The 15,794-nt window shown below is 64.9% G+C and carries 15 protein-coding genes; 9 read left to right on the top strand and 6 right to left on the bottom strand.

Features of this window, described 5'->3' with window-relative positions; genetic code table 11:
• Positions 1-10: 10 nt before the first annotated feature.
• Genes AC1VV3_RS25735 through AC1VV3_RS25745 form a run of 3 tightly spaced genes read right to left on the bottom strand, consistent with a single transcriptional unit; the run spans position 11 to position 3,017 of the window.
• Positions 11-1,420, bottom strand: a complete 1,410-nt coding sequence (locus tag AC1VV3_RS25735; protein ID WP_482963276.1) for an FAD-dependent oxidoreductase — start codon at positions 1,418-1,420, stop codon at positions 11-13.
• Positions 1,417-1,776: a hypothetical protein gene (locus AC1VV3_RS25740; protein WP_465128441.1), complete on the bottom strand. Its 360-nt coding sequence runs from the start codon at positions 1,774-1,776 to the stop codon at positions 1,417-1,419. Before AC1VV3_RS25740 ends, AC1VV3_RS25735 begins: the two co-directional genes overlap by 4 nt.
• Positions 1,773-3,017 (bottom strand): class I SAM-dependent methyltransferase, encoded by a 1,245-nt coding sequence (locus AC1VV3_RS25745; RefSeq protein WP_465128440.1) that lies wholly within the window; start codon positions 3,015-3,017, stop codon positions 1,773-1,775. The genes AC1VV3_RS25740 and AC1VV3_RS25745 overlap by 4 nt, the downstream gene beginning before the upstream one ends.
• A gap of 101 nt (positions 3,018-3,118) precedes the next feature.
• Here AC1VV3_RS25745 and AC1VV3_RS25750 point away from each other — a divergent pair, with 101 nt between their 5' ends.
• The 7 genes from AC1VV3_RS25750 (at position 3,119) to AC1VV3_RS25780 (ending at position 8,903) form a co-directional block, all read left to right on the top strand.
• Complete coding sequence (locus tag AC1VV3_RS25750; protein WP_482963277.1) at positions 3,119-3,427, top strand: REDY-like protein HapK; 309 nt, start codon at positions 3,119-3,121, stop codon at positions 3,425-3,427.
• Positions 3,424-4,245, top strand: coding sequence for an SDR family NAD(P)-dependent oxidoreductase (locus AC1VV3_RS25755; RefSeq protein WP_482963278.1), 822 nt, complete (start codon positions 3,424-3,426; stop codon positions 4,243-4,245). Before AC1VV3_RS25750 ends, AC1VV3_RS25755 begins: the two co-directional genes overlap by 4 nt.
• A 34-nt stretch (positions 4,246-4,279) precedes the next feature.
• Positions 4,280-5,623, top strand: coding sequence for an MmgE/PrpD family protein (locus AC1VV3_RS25760; RefSeq protein WP_482963279.1), 1,344 nt, complete (start codon positions 4,280-4,282; stop codon positions 5,621-5,623).
• 131 nt (positions 5,624-5,754) lie between these two features.
• Positions 5,755-6,645 (top strand): VOC family protein, encoded by an 891-nt coding sequence (locus AC1VV3_RS25765; RefSeq protein ID WP_465128436.1) that lies wholly within the window; start codon positions 5,755-5,757, stop codon positions 6,643-6,645.
• 2 nt (positions 6,646-6,647) lie between these two features.
• A complete protein-coding gene (locus AC1VV3_RS25770; RefSeq protein ID WP_482963280.1) occupies positions 6,648-7,493 on the top strand; it encodes an alpha/beta fold hydrolase in 846 nt (281 codons plus the stop codon).
• 3 nt (positions 7,494-7,496) lie between these two features.
• Positions 7,497-8,159, top strand: a complete 663-nt coding sequence (locus AC1VV3_RS25775) for a hypothetical protein (RefSeq protein ID WP_482963281.1) — start codon at positions 7,497-7,499, stop codon at positions 8,157-8,159.
• Positions 8,160-8,174: 15 nt separating this feature from the next.
• Positions 8,175-8,903 carry a DUF3108 domain-containing protein gene (locus AC1VV3_RS25780; protein ID WP_465128433.1) on the top strand — a complete coding sequence of 243 codons (729 nt, stop codon included), beginning with the start codon at positions 8,175-8,177 and terminating at the stop codon, positions 8,901-8,903.
• A 38-nt stretch (positions 8,904-8,941) separates the two neighbouring features.
• Here the strand turns inward: AC1VV3_RS25780 and AC1VV3_RS25785 are convergent, their stop codons facing one another.
• The 3 genes from AC1VV3_RS25785 to AC1VV3_RS25795 are packed head-to-tail and all read right to left on the bottom strand — an operon-like array spanning position 8,942 to position 13,541.
• On the bottom strand, positions 8,942-10,522 hold the full coding sequence (locus AC1VV3_RS25785; RefSeq protein WP_482963282.1) for an FAD-binding oxidoreductase: 1,581 nt from the start codon (positions 10,520-10,522) through the stop codon (positions 8,942-8,944).
• On the bottom strand, positions 10,519-11,850 hold the full coding sequence (locus tag AC1VV3_RS25790) for an MFS transporter (RefSeq protein ID WP_482963283.1): 1,332 nt from the start codon (positions 11,848-11,850) through the stop codon (positions 10,519-10,521). Before AC1VV3_RS25790 ends, AC1VV3_RS25785 begins: the two co-directional genes overlap by 4 nt.
• The gene (locus AC1VV3_RS25795; RefSeq protein ID WP_482963284.1) at positions 11,847-13,541 is read right to left on the bottom strand and encodes an alpha/beta fold hydrolase; all 1,695 of its coding nucleotides are present in this window, start codon (positions 13,539-13,541) and stop codon (positions 11,847-11,849) included. Before AC1VV3_RS25795 ends, AC1VV3_RS25790 begins: the two co-directional genes overlap by 4 nt.
• Before the next feature lie 276 nt (positions 13,542-13,817).
• On the opposite strand from AC1VV3_RS25795, the gene AC1VV3_RS25800 reads away from it, so the two are divergent.
• A complete protein-coding gene (locus tag AC1VV3_RS25800) occupies positions 13,818-14,981 on the top strand; it encodes an MFS transporter (protein ID WP_482963673.1) in 1,164 nt (387 codons plus the stop codon).
• Between the two features lie 11 nt (positions 14,982-14,992).
• Entirely contained in the window at positions 14,993-15,790 is a 798-nt protein-coding gene (locus AC1VV3_RS25805) for a GntR family transcriptional regulator (protein WP_482963285.1), read from the top strand.
• The last annotated feature ends 4 nt before the right edge of the window (positions 15,791-15,794 follow it).

A 15,794-nucleotide genomic window follows, 5' to 3' on the forward strand; every position in this document is an offset into this window, starting at 1 on the left:
ACATGCGTGATCACTTGGCGGACACTTTTGTTTCGGTGGCGGCCTGCGCAACCCGCGCCGCGCCGAGGCCTGCAAGCCGCCCGAACGTCACTGCTGTGGCGAGGCCCATCGCAGGCAGGTAGCCCCAATAAGCAGGGCCCGATACTGAGCGCGCGGCGCCGCCGCCAGCAAAGAGGTTGGGGAGCAGGGTACCGTCTTTGCGCAGCACCCGGGCATCGCCGTCGATCTGGAGTCCGCCCTGTGTATGGAAGATTGCCCCCACCACCTTGAGCGCGCGGTAAGGCGGAGCCGGAGGCAGGTCGTCGCCCCACAGGCGCTTGAACACGTCCGCTTTGCGCTCGCTTTGCGCCGTTCGTGCTGCTTTCAGTGTGGCTTCGAGCGTGACGGACGGAACGCCTATGGCATCGGCCAGTTCGGCAGTGGAATCAGCTTGCTTCAGAGCATTGAGGGCCTGCAACTGCTGCATCTCGGGAATATAGTCGGCGGCGGCCTCGATCCGCGCGTCGAACACCACCCAAACGTGATCTCCCGCCTGCGCCAACACCGGATGGACCATGCCGGCGATGTCCGCCGTCTCATTGACGAAGCGCTCGCCGGCCGTGTTGACGAGCACGCCGCCTTCGACCGGAACGCACGGCGGCACCGGGATGCCCTGAGGGTGGGTGAGCATGGCGTAGCCCTGGTAGGCCCCCATGTCGCCAAACGCTGCGCCCAGCTGCTTGCCGATGCGCACGGCCGTTCCCTGACTGCCTTCATGGCCATTATTCCGGGCATGGGCCATGTCGGGCATGTGGCGCGCGACCATGGCATGGTTGGCCGCGAATCCGCCGCATGCAAGCACCAGCGCGTCACAGCCGACGCGCTCTACGGTGCCGTCCGGCCGGGCGAGAGAAACCCCCAGGATTCGACCAACTTCATCGGCATGGACTTCGGAAAGCCGGGTACCCAGCATGACGTCCACCCCGGCATCGTCGAGCCGCCGGTGCAGCAGGTCCACCATGTCCTGCCCCGAATGCCCGCGCCACCCATGAACGCGGTAGGTGCTGTTGCCATATGCGGGGCGGAAGCCGGTATCGAGCTGCCAAGGCATGTGGAGGCTGTCCACCATCCAGTCTACCGTTGGTCCGGCATTTTCCGAGATCGCACGCGCCAGGGCCGGGTCGGTCTGCCCCCGCGTTTTGGCAATGATGTCCGCGTAATACGCTTCGGCATCGTCGGTAATATCGTTCTCGGCCTGAGACCTGGTCCCGGCGGCGCAGATCAGCCCCTGCGACATGCCGGTCGAGCCCATCGGTCGCTCGTCCTGCTCGATCAGCAGGACTTGGGCTCCGGCCTCGCGGGCGGAAAGCGCGGCGATGCAGCCGCAGGCGCCGCCGCCCACCACAAGCACCGGAATGCTGAATTCGAAAGCTTCGCTCATCCTTCGCCTGCCAGTTCGTCCCCGACATCGCCGGAGGCTACATCCTGTGCCTGCATGGCGGCCTCGTTCTCCTGCTGCACGATGCGCAGGATGCGGGCGATGTATTCCTGGTTCCACATCTGTCGTTCCGCCGAAGCGTCAGGGCTCGGTGCGAAGGCGTCGATCTCACCCTTGGACAGTACGCCCTTTTCGAGCAGCAGGCGTTCCAGCGTATCGGCCCGCTGGCGGGTGACCGCCAGTTCCTGCGCCACCGCCATGGTGATCGCGAGGACGCGCTCGACTTGCGGTTCCAGGAAATAGGGGCGCTTACCAGCGGGCTTGGCGCCGGCATGGTTCAGGGCATCTGTAAAGCTCATGCCACGGCTCCAATCACGTGCCAGGCCGCCTTGCGGCCGTAATCTTCGGTTTCGTCCTCGGCTGCATCGGGGAACAACTCGCGGTCAACGACACCGAACACGCCGCCGTGGATCAGACTGTCAGGCGCGAAGCCGGCGGCGAGCATTTCTGCGTCGAGGTCCATCTCGTGCATGCGGCTCCAGAACGGCTCGTTGTTGTAGAAGGCGTCCCAGTCGCGCATCGCCTGCTCAAACAGCGGCATTTCAGGGGCGTACTGCGGCTGCTCGACGTGAAGAACCACCCCGCCAGGGCGCAGCAAGCGATGCGTTTCGGCAAAGATGTTGCGCAGGGCCTTGGTCGACAGCTCGTGCAGGAACATCGTCGTCTGTATCCAATCGAAGCTCTGGTCCTCGAAAAGCGACAGATCTTCGCCGCTGGCCTGCACGAAGCGCACGTTCCCGACGCCGAGCGACTTGGCGCGGGCGAGGCCGTAGCGCAGCACCGGTGCACCCAGGTCCGCGATGGTCAGTTCGGCATTGGGGAAGGCCTGCGCCAGGGGCAGGCTGGAATGTCCCACGGTGCCGCCGATTTCGAGAATCTTGCGAGGCTTGAAGTCCGGCAGGTTACGCTGGACCCATTTTACCACGGCATGGCCACCGCCATCCGAATACTTGCCGAGCAGGCCGCTGGTGGTGACGAATCCGGCGTGGTCGTAGTTGGCGCCGTTGGTGACGTCTCCTGGGAAGTATTCGGTATGGTAGCTGCCTGGCATGCAATGGTGGTCGACCGCCGAGACATAGCGCGGGATGGCGACGGCCGGGTCGAGGCTCAGCCGCGCGTCACCCTCGGTGAGATCGGCGGCGATCCGGGCAAGCCGCTCGCTCTGGCGAAGAGCCGTCCAGCGCCCGGCCTGCTGGCGTTGCTCCATCGTCATGCGGCGTAGCGCCGACCAGGTCTGGAACGCCGGGTCTTCGAGCATGGCCTTACGCGCCTCGTGCCGATTAGCGAGCGGGCGGTCATTCCCCGCCTCGAAGCTGGGCACCACACGGTTGTCGTAGGCCGCCTTGACGCCTGGAACCACGCGCGCGGCGAGGTGCCGGTTCATTTGCGCCAGGAAGTTGATCCGTTCGATCTCATCATGGCTGGTTTCGGGGAAAACCGCGTGGCGGCCAATCACCCGATAGTCCGGCGGGCCATCGTAGCCGACGCTAGGATTGCCATTGGAGGGCGCGGCTGAATGGGGCTTCTGAGACGTCTTCACGGCCTACCTCATTTGTTATAGAAATATAATATATTGACCGTGCGCCAGAAGCAAGCATGCTTGCAGGCGATGACCGGCAGGCGACAAGGAAGGGAAGACGAATGCTGATTTTCGCGCTGTTCAATCTGAAGGCGGGCGTTTCGGTGGCAGACTATGAGGCCTGGGCCCGAGAGTCGGACCTGCCCACCGTCAATGCGCTGCCTTCGATCGAGAGCTTCCGCGTGTTTCGCACGACCGGCATGCTGGGCAGCGATGCGCCGCCGCCGTTCGGCTACATAGAGGTGCTCGACGTGAAGGACATGGACAGGTTCGGCACCGATGTCGCGACCGCCGCGATGCAGGAAGTGGCGGCCGCGTTCCAAGGCATGGTCGAAGTGACGTTTCTGACTACCGAGGAAATCACGGCATGAGGTTCGCGGGTAAAGTTGCGGTCGTTACTGGCTCGGGCCGTGCGGGCGGGCTGGGCGAGGCGATTGCACGGCGACTGTCGGAAGAAGGCGCGAAGGTCGTGATTTCCGACATCGGAGGCTCGCGCGATGCCGCGACGCCCGGTGCGATGATCGGCAGTTCGTCCGAGATGCAGCAGGTGGCGGCGTCCCTGCCGACTCATGCCTCAACATTTGCCTGCGATGTGCGCGATCCGGTCCAAGTCGCGGCGCTTGCCGACCATGCGGTCGAGAGGCATGGATCGCTCGACATCTGGGTGAATAACGCCGGCATCGGCTATATCATGAAGCCGCTAGGCGATGTGTCTGCGGAAGATTGGCGCGCCGTGATCGACGTCAACCTGACCGGCGCTTGGTTCGGCCTTCAAGCCGCTGCCGAGCGTATGATCCGGCAGCGGCGCGGCGGGCGGATCGTCAACATCGCCAGCCAGGCGGCAAAGTCCGGGTTTCCGCATGCCCAGGCCTATACGGCGTCCAAGCACGGACTCGTCGGACTGGTGCGGTCGGCCTCGATCGAACTGGGGCCGGAAGGCATTACCGTCAACAACGTCTGCCCCAACCACGTCACCACGGGGCTTGGCAAGTGGCAGAACGAGCACTTCGCCGAACTCCAGGGCGTCTCGGTGGAGGAGTACTTGCGGCGCATGGCAGCGCGCATTCCGATGGGACGGCCGGGCCTGCCACAGGATACGGCCGGCGCGGTCGCCTTCCTGTGCTCCGACGAGGCGGCTTATATTACCGGTGAAAGCATGAATGTCTCTGGCGGCGAGGAGCCGCACTGAAATGAGCGCGGCCGAAGCGGAAAACCCTGCGCATGTGCTGATCGACCATGCGCTTGCGCTGCGTTGGGAGTGGTTTTCGCATGACGTGCGGTGCATGACGTCGGCGTTCCTGCACGATAGTCTTGCGGTCGGGGTCGCCGGGCGGAACGCCGCCCACGCCGATGCGGTCCTGGCAATGGCGAAGGGATGGGGTGATGGTTCCGTAGCAGGCGTGCTCGGTCGTCCGGGCAGCAGGCTTCCGGCGCCTTCGGCCGCATTCGTCAACGCCTTTCAGATCCATGGGCAGGAATACGACTGCGTGCACGAGCCCGCCGTGCTTCATCCGCTGGCGACGGTGCTGGCGGCCCTGCTGGCCGAGGCCGAGCGCGGCGACCCGGTCAGCGGCGCGCAGTTTCTGGCGGCGCTTGTTGCGGGCGTGGACGTGGCCGTGACGCTGGGTATCGCCGCGCCGGACGCGCTCCAATTCTTCCGCCCGGCGACGGCCGGAATCTTTGGCTGCGTGGCGGCAATCGCCGCCCTGCGGGCGATGCCGCGCGAGACGACGCTCGATGCTTTCGGCCATGCGATGGCTTTCGCCTCGGGGACGATGCAGGCGCATTTGGAGGGGAAGCCAGCACTACCTGTGCAGGTCGCCAATGCGGCGAGGAACAGCCTGGTGGCCATCGACCTGGCGCGCGGCGGGATGCCGGGCGTGGCGCATCCGCTCGATGGGCCGTTCGGCTATTTCGCGTTGATGGAAAAGCGCGCGGAACTGGTGGCTGCGCTCGCTCGGCTGGGGCAGGGACACCGGATCACCGAAGTCAGCTGGAAGCCGTTTCCCACCGGCCGGGCGGGACACGGCGGCATCGTCGCCGTTCAGCGCCTGATGGCGCATCAGGGCCTTGCTGCCGAAGTCGTGGAAAGCCTGGAATATCATGCCCCGCCATTGATCCACCGACTGGTTGGGCGACCCGCGAAGTCGGGCATGGAGCCTGGCTATGCGCGGCTTTGCCTGCCGTTCCTGGCAAGCGTGACGTTGCTGCGGGGAACGGTTTCGCTTGCCGATTTCCAGCGCGAAACCCTGGATAATCCGGCGGTGCTCGCGCTCGCGGCGCGCATTAGCGTGGTGGCGGACGACAATCCCGATCTTGCCGCTTTCGTACCCGCGCATGCCGTGGCCCGCACGACCGACGGGCGGCAGTTAGTCGAGAATGTGACAGCGCAGTTCGGCTCGCCCCAGTGGCCGCTCAGCGACGTGGAGCATCTGGACAAGATGCGCGGATGCTTGGCGTTCGCCGGGCTGGAAGATCGCCATGCGGCGCTGGCAGATGCAGTAGCCTGCTTGCCGGCAGCACCGGATGCGATGGCGGTACTGCACAGCAGCGGCGTGATCGGCTGAAGCCGGTCTCTCCGCGGTACGGATATCCTTGCCGCTGGACAGTCAGCCAGCCGGGCAAAGGTGCACCTTTCTCTCTTGCAATATGACATATTATTATATCAAATAAACCGACAGGCGGGCAGGGAGCCGAGATGACCTTACTCAAGTGTGCCACCCATGTCGTCGCGGACATTTCGGCGGCGATCGAACGGTACGAAACCTGGATGAGCTACCGCCTGGTGGATGAGGGCGTGGTCCCTGAAGACCTTGCCGCTGCTTGGCAGGCTCCGGCGAGCGCCGGCAGGGCCTACGCGGTGCTTCAGCCGGCGTCAGGAGAGGCTGTTTTCCTGCGCTTCGTCGAGGGCGAACCGGTGCCGGGCTATGCACCGATCCGCAGTTACGGCTGGGCGGCGATAGAACTCTGCGTTTCCGATGTCGAAGCCGTGAATGCGAAGATGATCGAAAGCCCGTTCGAGGTGATCGGTCCGCCCAAGGCGCTCGACGGCTTCGCCACGGTCAAGCCGATGCAGGTGCGCGGCGCCGATCTCGAGACGGTCTACCTCACCGAGATACTTCAGCCAGGGCCGGATACCGGCCTGCCGCAGCCGCGCTCGCTGGTCGATCGGCCCTTCATCATGGTCCTGGCTTGTCCCGACTTGCGCAAATCGGCGCAGTGGGTGGAGGAGGTGCTGGGCCTGCCGGTTATCGATCCGGTCGCAATCCGCTATTCGATGATCACCCTCAGCTTCGGTCTCGACGAGGATGCGAAGACCGAACTTGTCACGGCCAAGGGCGCCGGGCAGGTGTTCCTCGAACTCGACCAGTATCCTGAAGGTGCGAGCGAACGGCCGCGCCATCCCGGTGCCTTGCCGCCGGGCGTGGCGATCACGACAATGCTTCATCCCGACTTCGCGCGCCTCGAAGCGCGCTGGGCCTCGCCGCCGACGGTGCGCGAGGGGCCGCTCTACGGGGGGCGGCGCACAGGCGTGTTGCTGACACCCGAGGGGGCTTTGTTAGAAGTGATCGAAGGCGGAGCGCTTTGACGATGGCTACTCAAGTCCGCATCCGCCGCGGTTTTGCCGATCTTTCCCATGGCCAGACCCACTACCGCAGCGCCGGGGACAGGGGGCAGCCTCTGCTGATCCTTCATGCGTCGCCCGGCAGTTCGCGTCAGCAAGTGCGACTGATCGAGGACTTCGCCGGCGAGGCCATGGTCTTCGCACCCGATACGCCTGGCAATGGCGACAGCGATGCAGTCTCGGCCGAGGAACCCGAGATTACCGCGCTTGCCTTTGCCACGTTGGAATATCTCGATGCCATGGGCCTCGACCAGGTGCGCCTCTACGGTTCGCACACTGGGGCTGCCATCGCCGCCGAATTGGCGATTCTGGCCCCCGAGCGCGTCAGCCACCTCGTGCTTGACGGCGTAAGCCTGATGGAGGGGCCGGAGCTGGAGGAAGTGCTGGCGACATATGCCTTCCCCTTCGAGCCGGATCTGGACGGAGCCTACCTTGCTCGGTTGTTCCAGTTCTGCCGCGACCAGTACCTATTTTTCCCCTGGTATCGCCGCACCCGCGGGGGGCGCCGCGATGGTGGGCTGGGCAGCGCTGAGGATCTGCACGCCTGGGTCACCGAAGTGATGAAGGCGAGCACTACCTATCACCTCAACTACCGCGCCGCCTTTAAGTGGCCCGCCGACAAACGTCTGCCCCTTTTGCGCTGCCCGGTGCTGGTGACGGCGGCAGTCAACGATCCGCTCTACGAAGTCAGCGTGGGCCTGGCTCCGCTGCCGGCGGGAGGGCGCTTTCTGGAACTGCCGCGCTTCGACGATCCCGGATTCCGCGCCGCGCGCCACGATGCGATGGCCGCCTTCTTCGCAGGACATACCTGAGCCATGGATATTGGTCTTTCGCTCCTTACGCTTCTTCATATCCTGATCCCGGTTTACTGGTTGGGCGGGGACCTCGGTGCCTTTTACGGGTCGCGCTTCATGGTCGATCCGAAACGCTCGGTTCCGGAGCGGATGATGGCGCTGACCATCCTGAACAACATCGACATGGCCCCTCGCACGACGCTGATCCTGGCCTTTCCGACCGGCTTCGGCCTCGCGATCGCCAAAGGGTGGCTGGACCTGCCGGTAAGCTGGGGGATCGTGGCCGGGTTGCTGGGTCTGGCGTGGCTGGCGCTTGCCTGGGCCGTGCATCTGAAGCACGGACCGCAAGGGCAGGCGTTCAAGCGCTTCGATATTCTCGTGCGTTATTTCGTCTTGGCGGGGCTGGCGGCCACCGTCATTCTGGGCCTCGCCGGCCAGATCGCGCTTCCCTTGTTCATCATCCTCAAGATGTTGGCGCTTGGCGCCTGCATTACGCTCGGCCTTGTCGTGCGCCGCCAGCTAGTCCCCCTGTTTCCGGCAATCATCCAGATGCGCGAAAGCGGCCCGACGCCGGAAACTGACCGCGTGATCGCGCAGGTCAACGGCCGTGCGCGCATCAGCGTCCTCACCATCTGGGGACTGGTGCTGATCGCCTGTTTCCTCGGCATTGCCACCCCGCTTTGAGCTTACGGAGAAACCATGCAACAGCATCGCACGATCAGCGGAAAGATCCTCTACACCTCCCGCAAGCCCGGCCGTGAAGGCCAGGAACGCGGACGCGAATGGTTCACCTTCACGCATCATACCGACGGCAAGCGCTCCTTGCGCGCCCGCTGCGAAATCGACGAGCCCGCTCCGAGCGTCCACCGCGACGTCGTCTACAGTCTCGACGAGAACGACCGGCCGATGGACTGCTTCGTGCGTCTTACGATCGGCGATAGGTTCATGGGAGCCGGCCTCTTTATCATCGGCAAGGATAGCGTGGAGTGTGAAAGCTACGGCCCTTCGATCGGGCGTATCTCGCAGACGATGCCCCTCGGCGGCGACTTCGATGGCTTCGGCACGCATCCGATCTCGGGCGACGCCTATATCACCAAGAAGATGGACCGCTCGCTCGGCTTGCATAAGCGCAATTTCCGCTGCTTCCTACCTTCGCCTGACCACCGCGGCGCTACGCCGCCGCTGATCGCAGAATCGAACATTGATCTTGGCTATGTGGGCGAGGAAACCGTTACCGTCGCGGCGGGGACGTTCGATTGCTACAAGTACCAGTTTACCGACGATGCCGGCGGCATGATCTCCGTCGATGGTCATGCACACCCGCCTTACGAGCTGTGGGTGACGGCAGACGAGGACGCGATCTTCGTGCAGGGCGGCGTCGGGGGCTACATGCAGACCTGGTACGAGCTGGTCGAACTAAGCCGCTGAGGCGGTTGACCGGGGCGGGCTGGGGAGGCTTCTCCGGCTCAGCCCAGCTCCAAGGCGCCCGGATTCATCAGGCCCTGCGGATCGACCGCGCGCTTGAGCGCTTCTAGCAGTCCACGCGCCTCCGGACGCAGAACCGAGGCATAGGGATAGGTCCGCCCGATCTGATTTGACGCTGCGCCGAGATCGGCGAACAGCGCGATCAGTTCGGCGCGCACTTCCATGACCACCGCACGCGCGTCCGGCGCGGCGGGAGGCTCGGTCAGCCGAGGGGAGGAACCGAGCACGTCGCGGTGCAGCGGCAGCCAGGCATCGCGCCAGTTGAGGACTGGTTCGTAGCTGAAGGCATGAGTTCCCATGACTGTCAAAAGGCGCGATACGGTGATGCCATGGGCGTCGAAAGCGAGCTTGTGGCGCGCGAGCAGGCTCTCGACCGCTTGGGTCAGGCGCATCGCCTCGCTGTGCGGGACTTTGGCATTGAGGGCGATCCAGCGATCAGCCTCGGGGCCGAGTATCATTCCCGCGACGGGCGCGAACAGGTCGGCCCTGCCAGCGCGGGGGATGGAATCGTTCAGTTCGCGGCCCCCGAACCGCGTGGCGATATCACGCGCGGCGGCAGTGTCCGCCTTGACCGCCGCGTGGCTGCGTCCGGCGAGGACGAGGTGCAGCGAATGGCATCCGGCATCGATGAATGTCCGCCCGGCCATCGCCAGTTTCGCGCCTGCTTTCAGGCCCTCGACCAATCCGCGCTCCTGCCGGACGACTTTGCCGAGGACCCGGGCATCGCGGGCGAGGTCGGCAGGCCCGGAGAGGGCAATGCGCGTCTTGTCCGGGTCCATCAGGTAGGCGTCCTCGGCCAGGTCACCGCGTGCGATTTCGCAAAGTGCGGCGATGCCGTCTGCCTGACTCCTAAAACCGAAAGAAAGGTAGTCCTTATGGCGCGGTGCGCGGATTAGCCGCAAGCTCACGCGGGCCTTGATCCCGAGCGCGCCGGCATCGTGTACGAAAAGGCCCGTCGTGTCTGGGCCGAAAGTGCGCAGGAAAGGAAGCGGCGCCCGCGCCACCGACTGCTGGCCCGTGTGGAGAATAGATCCGTCTGCCAGCACGATTTCCATGCCGACGACTGCCTCGGCCGCCGAGACATGGCGTGCCGTGCCTAGGAACAGCGCGCCGTTGGACAAGCCACCGCCCACCGTGGCGCGGCTTCCCGAGAAGGTGCCGAAAAACGGAAGGCGCAGGCCGAGCGGCGCCAGAGCTTCGTGGATCTGCTTCCATGTCGTCCCGGCCTCGACGGTCACGATCATGTCCTCTTCGCTCACCGAGAGAACGCGGTTAAGCCGGGAAAGGTCGATCGCAGCGAAGCGGCGGCTAGCGGGCGTATAGCCGCGCACATAAGTCAGACCACCGCCGCGCGGGGCCATCGCGATTCCGGCCTGTCCGATAAGGCCAACCGCCTCCGCCAATGCCTCTACCGTGTGCGGGCGCACCACGATCGCGCAGTCTGCGCCTTCGCAAAGCAGGTCCGAGCCATGGAGGCGCAGGTTTTCCCTATCGGTGAGCAGACCCTCGTTACCCAGGACGCTTCGGAGTGATGCCAGCAGCGGTGCGAGGTTGGAGGTCATAGGGCAGGCTCCGATACGGCGAGATCAGCGGCGGCTTCACGGAAGCTGCGCCGCGCCGCCATCAAGATCAGGAACGCGCCGAGACCACAGACGAAGAACACACTGCCAAGCGACCAGGCGATGCCGGTTTTTTCGGTGAAAATGGTGTCGGACAGGAAGCCTACAATGAAGTTGCCCGCTGTCAGCGCGACGAGGCCGGAGGCGATCGTCTGTAGCGCCATGACTTGCGCGCGCAGGGTGTTAGGGGTGATCTGCGCGAAACCGGAATAGACTGCCGAGGTGTTCCAGTTGAGGAAAAGCGCGTTGAGAAGATATCCAGTCAACGCAAGGCTGCCGCTGGGCGCCAGGCAGGCGAGCGTGCCAAACACGGCCATGGAGGCGGCACAGCCCATGGCGCAGAGGATCGGGGCGTCCCTGTGGCCCCGCCGAGCCAGCCAGGCGATCACCCAGCCGCTGTTCACCGCCGCGAAGATCGACACCGGCAATCCGTAAGTGCCAAGGATCTTGCCCGTTTCCGCCGCTCCCCAGCCGTGGACGCGGATGAACAATGCTGGGAACCAGCCGACGATGGCGTAGACGCAAACGAGGTTGAGCACAGACCCGAGCATGAACAGCGCAAAGGCGCCGGGGCGCTCGGCAAACAGGCGCAGGATCGGGCGCAGGCTGAGCGGTTCGGTGATGCGGGCCCCGCCCTGCCGCAGTGGTTCGCGGGTGCTCACCAGGAGGACCATTGCCAGTATCAAGCCTGGTGTGCCGCAAAGTACGAACACGACCTGCCATGGCTGCATGTTACCAAAAAATGCCGGCATCCCGGCGATCAGTTCGTCTGCCCAGTCGAGGAACATCCCGCCCAGCGCCATCGCTGCCGCCGTGCCGAGCGAACTGCCGGTCACGAACAGGCCGTAAGCCTTGGGACGCACGCCGGGGGCAAAGTAGTCAGCGATCAGCGATGTCGCTACCGGTACCAGCGCGGCCTCGCCAACGCCTACCATCATGCGGGCCGCGAAGAGTTCGTGGAAGGTGGTGGCGAGCGAACAGCCGATCGTCGCCAGGCTCCACAAGGCAAGTCCGCCGACCAGGATCGGCACGCGGCGGGAACGGTCGCTGAGCATGCCGAGCGGCAGGCCCAGAACGCTGTAAACCACGCTGAAGGCCATGCCCTGGAGTAGCCCGAACTGGGTGTCGTCGATGGCGAGTGACTCTTGCAGTGGTTCGATAAGCAAGGCGATCGACACCCGGTCGAGGATTGCCAGCGCATAGGCCAGAGTGAGGAGGGCGAGGACGGACCAAGCGTAGGACCGACGCGGCCAGACGACCTCGGCGCTCACCGGGTCACCCCGACCGGCGCAGCGACGGGCCTGGCGAGCGCGGCTGCCAGCACAGGGGCGGCCTCCGCGCGATTGGGGGGAAGGGCAACGGTGCGGCTGCTCGGCACCTGTTCGGCGATCTTCTGCGCCTCGCGCTGTGCCGGGTCGTCACCAAGACAGAACAGCGTGGGCACGCCGACTTGGGCCCAATCGAACGCGCTTGTAGCACCGAGGGCAGCGATAACGCTGTCGCCATAGGACCGCCGCTGCTTGAGGATGCCGGTGAGCGCGGCTTGCATCGCTTCGGGTTCGGGGAGAACGGCGTTCTTTCGCGCGGCGGCCTGCGAACGGTCGAACCACGGCCACTGGATCTGGCTGTCGCGAAGCATGTGCCAGATGCAGTGGAGGTGCGTGCCGGCCTGAGGGTCGAAGGCGATGTCCGGGCAGATCGCGATGGCAAGGGCGTCGTCGCGATCCAGTGGCGGCGCGCCGTGGATCGCCAGCGTGCGCACCCGCGCGGGATGGCGTGCGGCCAGTCTGGCACCGATGGGGGCGGCGAGATCCACGGCGAGCACGTCCATTGGGCCCATATCCGACCCCTCGATCAGCGCGGCGAGGCTGTCTGCCATGGCATCGGCGCTGGGGTCCGGAAGGGGGGCGGAGTCGCCGAAGCCCGGCAGGTCCGGCACCAGTATCGGCCGATCGACGCCCAGCGCCCGCGCCCACTCCATCGCTTCGAGCGTCGAGGGCGCCGATAGCACCAGCAGCGGTCGGCCAGTCGCGGCGCCGCCCTTGCGCCAGTGGAGCTGGCCATGCGGCAGCTCGACATATCCGCGCGCGGTTGAAATGTCCGGGCACGGTCGATCCCCCGCTTCAAGGCATGCGGCTTTCGCCAGCGTGGTCACCAGCCAGTCGAGCCATTCGCCCCGGTCGCTGCCGAGGCGCTTGACTGAAAGCATCGGATTGTGCGCCAAGGGCACTTGCTCGAGGGAACCGTAAAGCACGTCGTCGCTCTTGGCTGCGACCAGCGTAGGCACCTTGACGGCCAACAGGTCTTCCATCGGGCTCCAGCGCATTGCGGCGGCATAGGCGTCCGAATAATGCGGTCCGGCGCTGAACAGATCGATACAGTAGTCTTCCAGCCATTCGGCGCTCGGCGGGTCCATGGCAATGCGGGCTTCTGCCTTGCGTGAGAACCACGGGAACCAGCGCAGCATGTCGCGGAGGTGGACCCATTCGGAGGCGAGATAGGCTCCATCTGCATCGGGCCGGAAGGGACGCATATAGGCCTGAATGAAACTTTCGGGGGCCGGCGCTGGCGGAATTGCGAGGCCGTCCAGTACAAGGAGTGGCATCTTTCCGCCGCGCGCAGCCAGCGCCAGCGCGATCTTGGCGCCGGTGTGGGGGGCGTAGAGCGGCGCGCGTTCCAGTCCGAGTGCCGCCAGCGTATGTCCCAGGGCCTCGGCAAAGTCGGGGATCGTGGGGTCGCAGCCCGGCAGCGAGTCCGAATTGCCGTAGCCTGGCGTGTCGAGCGCGAAGACTCGAAACCGGCTGGCGAGCATTTTCATCGCAGGACTGTGCAGGCGCGAAGATCTGGGAGAATCGTGCAGCAGGACCACCGCTGGGCCCTCACCGCAAACCCGGTAATGCATTTGCCGGCCGCCTGCGGTGACGTAGCGGCATGCGATAGCCGTGGCGGTCGTGGTGGTCATGCAGCCCGTCCTTCCTTCGGCTGCTGCTCAGGGTAGCAGCATGTCAATATGTTATATGAATATAACCAATACTCTGTCAGGATCACCGCGAAGTCCAGTGCCAGGCACACCCCGTCCGACAGGCGAGCAAGAGTGAGGTCGAACACGATGCCAACCCCTTCCCCGGTTTTCGCGGCAGCACCTTTGGACCAGGCGGGGAACGCTTCAGCGAGCCTTCCCGCGCGCGACAGTGCGGCCGGTTGGGTCGTGGTCTTTGCAGCAATGATCGGATTGGCAATGGGGCTGAGCCCGCTGCCTTTCTATACCGCGGGCATGTTCGCGCCGGAACTGCAGGGTGCTTTTGGCTGGAGTTTCGCCTCGTTGATGGGCGCGATCACCGTGCAGTCGCTGGTGGTCATGGCGACTGGACCGCTGGCCGGTCTTGCGGTCGATCGCCACGGACCGCGACCGGTGGCACTGGTCTCTCTGGTACTGTTCGGGCTGACGTTCATGAGCCTTTCGCTCAGTAACGGCAATCTCTGGGTCTATTACGCCCAGTGGGTGCTGATGTCTGTTGTCGGAGCGGGCACGCTGACGGCGACCTGGATGTATACGGTCAACGGCTGGTTCGAGAAGCATCGCGGTCTCGCGATCGGCGTCGCGAGCACCGGAACCGGCATCACCGGCTTTCTGGTCAAGCCTTTTGCGGCTTGGCTCATCGGCAGTTTCGGCTGGCGCGGTGCTTTCGTGGCGATCGGTGCGCTGCCTATCGTGATCGGCGTGCCGGTGGTGGCGATGCTGTTTCGCGAGCGCGGTGTCCGCCCCGCCGCCAGGACCGCCACCTCCGACATGACAGAGGTCGGAATGACGCTGCGAGAAGCTCTGCGCGAACGTCGTTTCTGGAGTATGGCCTTCGCGTTCCTGCTGATCGCCTTCGCGCTGACTGCGCCGACGCCTAATCTGGAAAACATCCTCAAGACACGCCATTTCGCGCTGGCGCAGATTGGCGCGATCACAGCTGGGTTTGGCCTTTCAGTAATAGCCGGACGCGTGATCGGCGGCTGGCTGCTCGACCGTTTCTGGGCGCCGGGCTGCGCGCTCGCGATCCTGGCGCTACCGGCAACCGGCAGTTTCATGCTCGCGCATCCGCAAATCGATACGACCAATGCCGTGCTGTCCGTCATCGCGCTTGGCCTTGGCGCGGGGTTCGAATTCGACCTGCTGGCCTATCTGATTGCCCGCTATTTCGGCCGCCGCAACTACGGGACGATCTATGGCTGCTTCTATACCGTAATCGCGTTCGGGGGCGGGCTTGGACCGGTGGTCTATGGCTGGGCGTTCGACACGATGGGCCGCTACGATGCCGCGCTGATGGCCGGGGTCGGTTGCCTCGTCGTGGGCGGAATAGCGCTGCTGGGAATGGGCCGCTATCCGCTCTGGAGGGAAGCCGCTGCGCCTTGACTAAGCGGAAGTTGGCTCCGAAGAGCAAGAACGGCGCCGCCCGGCCCGAAATCGCCTCGTGGGGGAATGACGTGCTCGATCGCGATGCGGCTGTGCCGCTCTATCACCAAATTTACCTGATGCTGCGCGACGAGATTCTCAGCGGCCAGCGTCCCTATGGCAGCGCCATGCCCACCGAGGCGGAGGTTTCCGATCTTTACGGCGTGTCGCGCATCACCGCCCGCCGCGTGCTGGGCGATCTTGCCGAGCAGCACTATGTCGAGCGCAAGCGCCGTCTCGGCACGCGGGTGATCTTCAAGTCCCCGGCCAAGCCGCTGGAGGCGAACATCAATCAGGCGGTGGATTCGCTTTTGGCGCTGGGCGAGGGAACGACCGTCAATGTCATTTCGGTCGAGACCCGGGAAGCGACCGCCACCGTCGCCAGCGCTCTACACTTGGACATGGGCTCCCCAGTGGTCCGGGCGGTCCGCGTGCGCTGTCTGGACGGTGTGCCGATCGGCTATGTCGTCAGCTATGTGCCCGGGGCGCTGGGTTCGATCATCAACGAAAGCTCGCTGGTGCGTGCGCCGATCTTGAAACTGCTCGAAGAGGCCGGCCACCGTGCCAAGCATGCCGAGCAGACCATCGGTGCCATGCAGGCCGACGTGCTGTGTGTCGAACGGCTTCACGTCGAACCGCTCTCCGCCATTCTACGCATCACCCGCACGGTCTATGATGCCGAGGACAAGCCGTTTCTGCGTACTTACGCGCATTACCGCTCGGACCGCTTCAACATCCGAATGGACCTGCAGAACCCCGGCGCCGATTGAGAAA

It is taken from the genome of Novosphingobium sp. BL-S-34, from assembly GCF_056857015.1.

Excerpts from the sequence above, each read along its gene's own strand:
- AC1VV3_RS25735 (WP_482963276.1), bottom strand. The coding sequence starts at position 1,420 with ATGAGCGAAGCTTTCGAATTCAGCATTCCGGTGCTTGTGGTGGGCGGC.
- AC1VV3_RS25740 (WP_465128441.1), bottom strand. The coding sequence starts at position 1,776 with ATGAGCTTTACAGATGCCCTGAACCATGCCGGCGCCAAGCCCGCTGGT.
- AC1VV3_RS25750 (WP_482963277.1), top strand. The coding sequence starts at position 3,119 with ATGCTGATTTTCGCGCTGTTCAATCTGAAGGCGGGCGTTTCGGTGGCA.
- AC1VV3_RS25755 (WP_482963278.1), top strand. The coding sequence starts at position 3,424 with ATGAGGTTCGCGGGTAAAGTTGCGGTCGTTACTGGCTCGGGCCGTGCG.
- AC1VV3_RS25765 (WP_465128436.1), top strand. The coding sequence starts at position 5,755 with ATGACCTTACTCAAGTGTGCCACCCATGTCGTCGCGGACATTTCGGCG.
- AC1VV3_RS25770 (WP_482963280.1), top strand. The coding sequence starts at position 6,648 with ATGGCTACTCAAGTCCGCATCCGCCGCGGTTTTGCCGATCTTTCCCAT.
- AC1VV3_RS25775 (WP_482963281.1), top strand. The coding sequence starts at position 7,497 with ATGGATATTGGTCTTTCGCTCCTTACGCTTCTTCATATCCTGATCCCG.
- AC1VV3_RS25780 (WP_465128433.1), top strand. The coding sequence starts at position 8,175 with ATGCAACAGCATCGCACGATCAGCGGAAAGATCCTCTACACCTCCCGC.
- AC1VV3_RS25785 (WP_482963282.1), bottom strand. The coding sequence starts at position 10,522 with ATGACCTCCAACCTCGCACCGCTGCTGGCATCACTCCGAAGCGTCCTG.
- AC1VV3_RS25795 (WP_482963284.1), bottom strand. The coding sequence starts at position 13,541 with ATGACCACCACGACCGCCACGGCTATCGCATGCCGCTACGTCACCGCA.
- AC1VV3_RS25800 (WP_482963673.1), top strand. The coding sequence starts at position 13,818 with ATGGGGCTGAGCCCGCTGCCTTTCTATACCGCGGGCATGTTCGCGCCG.